The sequence below is a fragment of the Ferruginibacter sp. genome, from assembly GCF_031391665.1.
Taxonomy (GTDB): domain Bacteria; phylum Bacteroidota; class Bacteroidia; order Chitinophagales; family Chitinophagaceae; genus Ferruginibacter.
The window spans coordinates 1-7,737 of record NZ_JANMUN010000148.1; the positions used below are offsets into that span (position 1 = coordinate 1).

Consider the following 7,737-nt stretch of genomic DNA (forward strand, 5'->3'; position numbering starts at 1 on the left):
TCGGTCCGTGCATTCCGTGGTTTGAGTTCTTACTTCGGAATGCACGGAAACACAGAAAGCCAAGGAAGCGAATTTTCTTGATTCTAAAAAAGTACTCACGCTTGCATTAAGTAACGAGTCTGGTTTCAGGGGCTATATACTTAGTGGCCGAAAAAGTTTTTTGCAACCGATGCAAAAATCACAAAAAGAAATTTATGCCAACCTTACCAATTTAAAAACACTTACAAAAAATGATAAAGCACAACAAATACGTGCCGACTCTTTATCTTTTTTTGTTTCCAAACGAATTGAATTTTCCAACCTTGCTATTAAAAGTTATGAAGAGAATGGAGTAGATGCTGCCATTAAAATGGTTGAAACCGGCGAAGGAAAATTATATACCGAGCATATCAAGCTTTTGGTTGATCAAATTCAGGATGCAGAAAATACTTCGTTGGTAAAACATAAAGAGGCCAATGATAAAAGTGTAAAAAATCTTCAAAAAATATTACTGCTTACGATGGCGGTAGTGCTTTTATTGTTAGGTGTTTTTATCCAAAAAGTAAGAGCAGATAATGTTGAAAAAAGTAAAGCTGCTGCGGCATTAAAAAAAATGAATGATGAGCTGGAGCAAAGAGTGGCAGAACGAACACAGGAGCTGGATAAAAAAGAAAAGTTATTTCGGGCACTGGTTGAAAATAACGAAGGCATCATCTCCCTGATTGATGAAAAATTTAATGTGCTTTTCCGGAGCTCTTCCACTGCCCTAATTACCGGAAGGTTGTTTGAAGAGAATGAAAAAATAGCCATTACAGAATATTTGCATCCAGATGACAGATCAACCGTAATGGCTTTGATGGTTGAAGCAGTGGCTAACCCCGGTAAAACAATTCAACTTTCTGTAAGAGTAAGAAATAAAAATGGTTATTACATTTGGCTGGAAGGTGTAATTAAAAATATGACACCCGACCCCGCTATTGGAGGTATTATTATTAACCTGAGGGATATTAGTGAAAGAAAAAGAGCAGAAGAAAAAATTATAAAAGCCAACCGGCTGTATTTTTTTATCAGCCACATTAATCAAATGATTGTGCGTACCCGTGATGAAGCAACATTGTTTAAAGAGGCTTGTCAAATTGCTGTTAGCGAAGGCAAATTCAGGATGGCATGGATAGGTATGATTGATGAAAAAACAAAAACCGTTATTCCTGTAATGCATGCAGGTGATGACAGCAGCCACCCAACTTTTATAAACCCGGAGTTACTGCACAATAATCCGGAATACATGGAACCTATCGTTAGTGGTTTATGTATGGGAAAATATTCTGTATGCAACGATATTGAAAAAGACCGGCGAATGGCACCATGGAAAGATGAAGCATTAAGCCGTGGTTACCGTTCCTTTATGGCAGTACCAATAAAAGTTTCAGAAAAAGTAGTAGGCATGTTTTCTTTTTATGCTGATGTAAAAGATTTTTTTGATGCAGCGGAAATTGCATTATTAGAAGAAGCTACAAGTGATGTGTCGTTTGCATTAGAAGTTTTTGAAAAAGAAAAACTTCGCAGTAAAGCAGCAGCAGAAATTAAAATAGCTGTTGACCGGTATGATATACTTGCCCGTGCTACCAGCGATACTATTTGGGATTGGGACATTGTAAATAACACCATGGTGTATAATGAAGGCATTAATAAAATGTTTGGATACAAAGCTGATGAAGTAGAAAAAATTGTTGACTGGTGGAATGATAAACTTCATCCCGATGATTTTAAAAAAGTAACAGAATTAGTAGAAGATGTTTTTGAAAAAGGCTTGCAAAAATTTCAGATAACGTACAGATTCCGCTGTGCCGATGATACCTACAAACATATTTTTGACAGGGCTTATGTAATGTTTGATGAAATGGGAAACCCCAGCAGAATGATTGGCGCCATGCAGGATATTACTTACCAGGTAGATGAAGAAATGCGGACATCAAAGGCAATAATAGATGCACAGGAGCAGGAACGCAATTTTATTGGCGGGGAATTGCACGATAATGTAAATCAAATTTTAGCCGGATCGGTGCTTGCACTCAGCATGGTTAAAGGAAGCAGGGCAGCTACAAAAGAATCGCATAAATTTATTGAAATGGGTAAGGGGCATATTTTAAATGCCATTGAAGAGTTGCGGAAATTATCGCATAAATTGGCGCCGGCTTCTTTTGATGACAGTTCTTTAAAAGATGCTTTTGAAGATTTATTACAAACCTTTAATGTAAATAATCAATTTAAAATAAAACTGAATTTTGATAGCCAGTGCAATGCACTTGATGGCGATATAGAGATAAACTTATACAGGATACTGCAGGAGCAAATAAAAAATGTTGTTAAGTATGCAGAGGCAACTGAAATAGAAATAACCCTTACAAGATCAGGGGATTTGGTAACGATGAAGATAATTGATAATGGTAAAGGCTTTAATGTAAAAACTGCAAAAAAAGGTATCGGCCTCAGCAATATTAAGAAAAGAGCTGAATCTTTTTCTGGTAAATTTATTTTAAAATCATCGCCGGGTAAAGGCTGCGAAATAATTGTAGAAATACCGCTGGTTGTTTAATGCATTGCTGTTAATTCATAAACTCGTCTAAATCCCTTTTATCTTTTTTTGTAGGCCTGCCCTGTTTACTCATTCTTTTACCTGTATGAAAAACTGCTGCCTGAAATTTAATGCGGTCCAATTCTTCAGCAGGCGTAATATCGGTGTAATGTTTTATTGCTTCAGCATACTGCACCCGGTGATCTAAAAGTGCGGTAACTTTTATTAACCATTTTTTAGCCTCAGTTTTTACTTCGTATTCATCAGCCACGTTTATTATTCTGGCGGCTTTACAATTATCTCCGTTGTGTTTTACTTTTCCTTTATCGCAGGCATCAGCAGCCTGGCTACGGGTTTTATACAGGCGGATGGCCCATAAATATTTATCTAATCTTAGTTTTTCTTTATCCATACGTTTTAAAAAGACCTGTTATATTTTTTGCTAAATTAATGTTTCTTAATTTCCCTTAAGGAAACAGGAAATTAAAAATAAATCCTTTTCTGCCAATGGTGATTATCAGTTAATCTAATTGCTTACTTTTATTCTCTAAAATTATACATATGAAGTTCAGGATTATTGCACTAAGCATACTGTTTATTTTTTCAACTCAATTATTAATTGCACAGCGTGGCCGTATAAACTGGACGGCAGATGGTAATGCCTACACCAAAATTAAAGAAGGCAACATTGTTAAGGTGGATCCTAAAACCGATGCAGAAACTATTCTTATCAAAAAAGAACAGCTAACACCTCCGGGGTACAAAACTTTATTGCCGCAATCATATTCATTCAGTAAAGACAATACTAAATTATTAATTTTTACCAATACATTAAAAGTATGGCGCTTAAATACCAGGGGCGAATACTGGGTTTTAGATATTGCATCAAACCGCATAACGCAGTTGGGTAAGGGTAGGCCGGCACAATCATTAATGTTTGCAAAATTTTCTCCTGATGCAAAAAAAGTAGCTTATGTAAGCGAACATAATTTATTTGTGGAAGATGTATCATCTAACACAATAAAAAAAATGACTAACGATGGTACAAGAAAATTAATTAACGGAACTTTTGATTGGGTGTACGAAGAAGAGTTTGGTTGCCGGGATGGTTTCAGGTGGAGCCCCGATGGAAGCAAAATTGCTTTTTGGCAGGTAGATGCAACAAAAATAAGGGACTACTTTATGTTGAACACTACCGACAGTAATTACAGCAAAGTAATTCCGGTAGAGTATCCAAAAGTTGGCGAAGCACCTTCGCCTGTAAAAATTGGTGTTACAGATATTTCATCGGGTATTATTAAATGGATGAAAATTGAAGGCGATCCGCAGCAGCATTATCTTCCCCGTATGGAATGGAGTGGTACTAACGAATTAATGGTGCAGCAATTAGACCGTAAGCAACAGGAAAGTAAATTAATATATTGTAACACTAACGATGGAAGTACCCATACTTTTTGGGCCGAAAATGATGAGGCCTGGGTGGATTTAAACTCCTCGGATATTTTTGGCGAACCCGGCGGTTTTACATTTATAAACAAAGGACAGGATTTTATTTTAGTAAGCGAAAAAGATGGCTGGCGCCATATTTATAAAATTAGCCGTGATGGTAAAACAGAAACTTTATTAACCAAAGGCAATTATGATGTTGATGTAATTAAAAGCATCGACGAAGCTAATAACTATATTTATTTTACCGCATCACCATCTAATGCCACACAATTATATTTATACCGCATCCGTATAGAAAATAAAACAGGTGTTATAGATAAATTCAAAAAAAATAAAGAAGATGCAGAACTGTTAAGTGCCGAAAATTTAGTGGGTACACACAACTATACTATTTCTCCCAATGGCAAGTTTGCCACACACACTTTTTCTAACAGTACCACACCACCGGTAACAGAATGGATAACATTGCCCGATAATAAACCTGTAAGCAATGCTAAAAGTATTGCAGCAACAATAAAAACTGATAACACTAACGATGTGGAATATTTACAAATAACCACAGAAGATAATGTAACATTAGATGCATGGATAAATAAACCTGCAAATTTTAATGCAGCAAAAAAATATCCTGTGGTGTTATATGTGTATGGCGAGCCTGCAGCAAATACCGTACAAAATAGTTACGGCAATCACAGTAATTTTTTATACAATGGCGATATAAGAGCTGATGGTTACATACAGGTGTCGATAGATAACCGTGGTACACCAATGCTAAAAAGTGCCAAATGGCGCAAATCTATTTACAGAAAAATTGGTTTAATAAACGTAAGGGATCAGGCAATGGCCATGAAAAAATTATTAGCCGATAAAAGTTATTTTGATAAAGACCGTGTAGCAGTTTGGGGGTGGAGCGGCGGAGGATCATCTACATTAAATTTAATGTTTCAGTATCCGGATATTTTTAAAACAGGTATTTCCATAGCAGCAGTAGGCAATCAATTGAATTATGATAATATTTACCAGGAACGCTACATGGGTTTACCCCAGGAAAATCGTGATGATTTTGTAAAAGGCTCGCCCATTTATTATGCAAAAAATCTGCAGGGAAATCTATTATACATACACGGCACCGGCGATGATAATGTGCATTACAGTAATGCTGAACAATTATTGAATGAATTAATAAAACACAATAAACAATTTCAATTTATGCCTTACCCCAACCGTACGCACAGCATTAGCGAAGGCGAAGGAACATGGCAGCACTTAACAACCTTATACACCACATATTTAAAACAACATTGTTTGCCAGGGGCAAAATAGAAATACAATTTTGTAACAAGCGATATAACTATGTTCAACATCGTTGTGTCACTCACTTGTACTGAATACCTTTATTGAACTTTTATTAAAGCGGTTTTTTAAACCGCTTTTTTTATTTTCAACATTTTGCTTTTAAACCATACTGTAATTATAAAGTCATAGGCTCATAAAATAAATCATCATGAAAAAATATTTTTCAAAAATTGTAATGATGTTGATAATAGCAATATCATTCTCTGCAGCAGCAGATGCACAAATTATTGTAAAAGTCCGCCCCGGCCCGCCTGCATACCGTGTAAGGCCCGCTCGTCCTTCACCGGCATATGTTTGGATGGGAGGAAATTATGTTTGGCGTGGCAATCAGTATGCTTACACAGATGGTTACTGGACAACACCGCCACAACCCGGACATGTTTGGGTAGAAGGGCATTGGAAACACAGAAGAGGTGGATGGGTTTGGATACCCGGCCATTGGAGAAGATAAAAAATATACAATAATTTTTAACGGGGTTATTTAAAGTAAGTAAAGCCTGCCTTTGCGCAGGCTTGCTTATTGTACAAACATAGTTTTGTTAAAGTATTGCTTTGGCATAATGTTAGCAGTAATAATTACGTTCAAACTAAAATCTAAAAAATGAAAAATCTACTTACAGCGATACTCATATTTTCTTCTGCATCTGTATTTGCACAGCGCAATAAATTAAGCGACGATCATGAAAACTTTTTCCGCTTTGGTGCAAAGGCCGGTGTTAATGCTAATAAAATTACAGGCCAGTCATTTAAAAGCGGGTTCAATTATAATTATCAGTTGGGGGCATTTATGCAATTTAATTTTGCCAGCAGGTTCGGCATTCAGCCCGAGGTAAATTTTGTACAAACCTCTTCCGAGTTTAGTAATGATCCTAATGATGTGTACAACGATTTGTTTCGTGATGGCAGCCAAAAATCTTCTAAACTAAATTATATTGAAGTGCCGGTTTTATTAAATGTAAGTATCGGCCCCAGTAAAAGAGTAAAGCTGCAGATTGGTCCTTCGTATGGTGGCTTAGTAAAACAAACTGTCGATAGTTTAAAAAATAATGGTAACATTTATAAAAATGCCGAGTGGAGTGCCATCGGTGGTTTATGGATTCAATTGCCATTAATTAATTTAGGCGCAAGGTATAAACTGGGCTTATCAGATATCAACGCCATCGACGATCGCCAAACCTGGAAGAATCAGGCCATACAGGTATTTGTTGGCGTTACGTTTTAATCTTATTGAAATTTTTACAATAAATAATATCACACCGGGTTAAATTTTAAATAACAATTTTAAAATCTCTTTTGTTTTACTTTTAATCTTTTGAAATAAAGAGTAGAGAACTAATGTTGAAGTTACAGTAGTACTAAAGATGAGTATAGCTCCATGGCAGGAAAGGGCTGTATTCTTTCCTGCCTTGACTTTTTTGCTACTTTTTGCGTCAAGGCAAAAAGTAGGGTACTAACAGCTACAGGCCGTTAGTTGAAAAATACTCAAAACTTGTAAGACAATTTTTTTGCAATAACTGTTTAAGAAACTGTTTGAGTTATTTATTTTTTATTTATTTGGCTAAAGCCGACAAACTCTATTTGCATTACCACGCCTTTAAAGGCGTGGTAATGTAATGAAAATACAAAAGGCTTTAGCCAAATTGTATTCTGTTAAAATTAATTCAAACAGCTTCTAAGCGATAAAGAAGTATCTCTTTAATTTTTCTTCGCACATACTTTGTTTTATTAAAAGGAGATTGTATTTTACAATTCCTAATAATTACGCTATGCAAAACATTGTACTGGAAAATTTATTGCTGATAGATATTGAAACTGTACCTCAGCACCCCACATTCGATTTATTAAACGACGACTGGAAAAAATTGTGGGAAGAAAAGACACAGCGCTCTTTACCAGACTTTACAACCGCTGCCGAATTTTATCCGCAGCGTGCTGGTGTAATGGCCGAGTTTGCAAAAATTGTTTGCATCAGCATAGGTTATTTTATAAAGCAGGAGGGTAAATTGCAATTGCGACTTAAATCTTTTTACGGCGACGATGAAAAAAAACTGCTGCAGGATTTTATTGCCACCATAAATATTATGGAAGCAAAAAATAATAAATGGAGTTTTGCCGGGCATAATATAAAAGAGTTTGATATTCCTTTTATCTGCCGCAGGCTTTTAATAAATGGTTTGCCCATTCCTGTTTACCTCGATTTTCAAAACATGAAACCATGGGATACCAACACCGTGGATACTTTTCAATACTGGCGCTTTGGCGATTATAAAAATTATACTTCTTTAAAATTATTAGCAGCGGCATTAGGCGTTCCATCACCCAAAGATGATATTGACGGCAGCATGGTAGCAGCAGTATATTGGGAAGAAAAGAACCCG

The 7,737-nt window shown here is 36.0% G+C and carries 6 protein-coding genes and 1 pseudogene; 6 read left to right on the top strand and 1 reads right to left on the bottom strand.

What is annotated here, in order from left to right:
- Positions 1–97: 97 nt before the first annotated feature.
- Positions 98–1,897: pseudogene (locus ACY651_RS10620) on the top strand (PAS domain-containing protein); the annotation flags it as partial.
- Between the two features lie 45 nt (positions 1,898–1,942).
- Positions 1,943–2,575, top strand: coding sequence for a sensor histidine kinase (locus ACY651_RS10625; protein ID WP_462252498.1), 633 nt, complete (start codon positions 1,943–1,945; stop codon positions 2,573–2,575).
- A 10-nt stretch (positions 2,576–2,585) separates the two neighbouring features.
- On the opposite strand, the gene ACY651_RS10630 is transcribed toward ACY651_RS10625, so the two are convergent.
- Positions 2,586–2,966 carry an RNA-binding S4 domain-containing protein gene (locus tag ACY651_RS10630; RefSeq protein ID WP_462252488.1) on the bottom strand — a complete coding sequence of 127 codons (381 nt, stop codon included), beginning with the start codon at positions 2,964–2,966 and terminating at the stop codon, positions 2,586–2,588.
- Between the two features lie 149 nt (positions 2,967–3,115).
- Here ACY651_RS10630 and ACY651_RS10635 point away from each other — a divergent pair, with 149 nt between their 5' ends.
- From ACY651_RS10635 to ACY651_RS10650, 4 genes are all read left to right on the top strand, one after another.
- A complete protein-coding gene (locus ACY651_RS10635; RefSeq protein WP_462252490.1) occupies positions 3,116–5,326 on the top strand; it encodes a S9 family peptidase in 2,211 nt (736 codons plus the stop codon).
- 181 nt (positions 5,327–5,507) lie between these two features.
- Entirely contained in the window at positions 5,508–5,810 is a 303-nt protein-coding gene (locus ACY651_RS10640) for a YXWGXW repeat-containing protein (protein WP_462252492.1), read from the top strand.
- 150 nt (positions 5,811–5,960) lie between these two features.
- Entirely contained in the window at positions 5,961–6,581 is a 621-nt protein-coding gene (locus ACY651_RS10645) for a porin family protein (RefSeq protein WP_462252494.1), read from the top strand.
- A gap of 544 nt (positions 6,582–7,125) precedes the next feature.
- On the top strand, positions 7,126–7,737 hold a 612-nt coding region (locus tag ACY651_RS10650; RefSeq protein ID WP_462252496.1), incomplete at its 3' end, for a ribonuclease H-like domain-containing protein.

What these genes read in the sequence shown, in the direction of transcription:
- ACY651_RS10625 (WP_462252498.1), top strand. Translation starts at nt 1,943, where the DNA reads ATGCGGACATCAAAGGCAATAATAGATGCACAGGAGCAGGAACGCAAT.
- ACY651_RS10630 (WP_462252488.1), bottom strand. Translation starts at nt 2,966, where the DNA reads ATGGATAAAGAAAAACTAAGATTAGATAAATATTTATGGGCCATCCGC.
- ACY651_RS10635 (WP_462252490.1), top strand. Translation starts at nt 3,116, where the DNA reads ATGAAGTTCAGGATTATTGCACTAAGCATACTGTTTATTTTTTCAACT.
- ACY651_RS10640 (WP_462252492.1), top strand. Translation starts at nt 5,508, where the DNA reads ATGAAAAAATATTTTTCAAAAATTGTAATGATGTTGATAATAGCAATA.
- ACY651_RS10645 (WP_462252494.1), top strand. Translation starts at nt 5,961, where the DNA reads ATGAAAAATCTACTTACAGCGATACTCATATTTTCTTCTGCATCTGTA.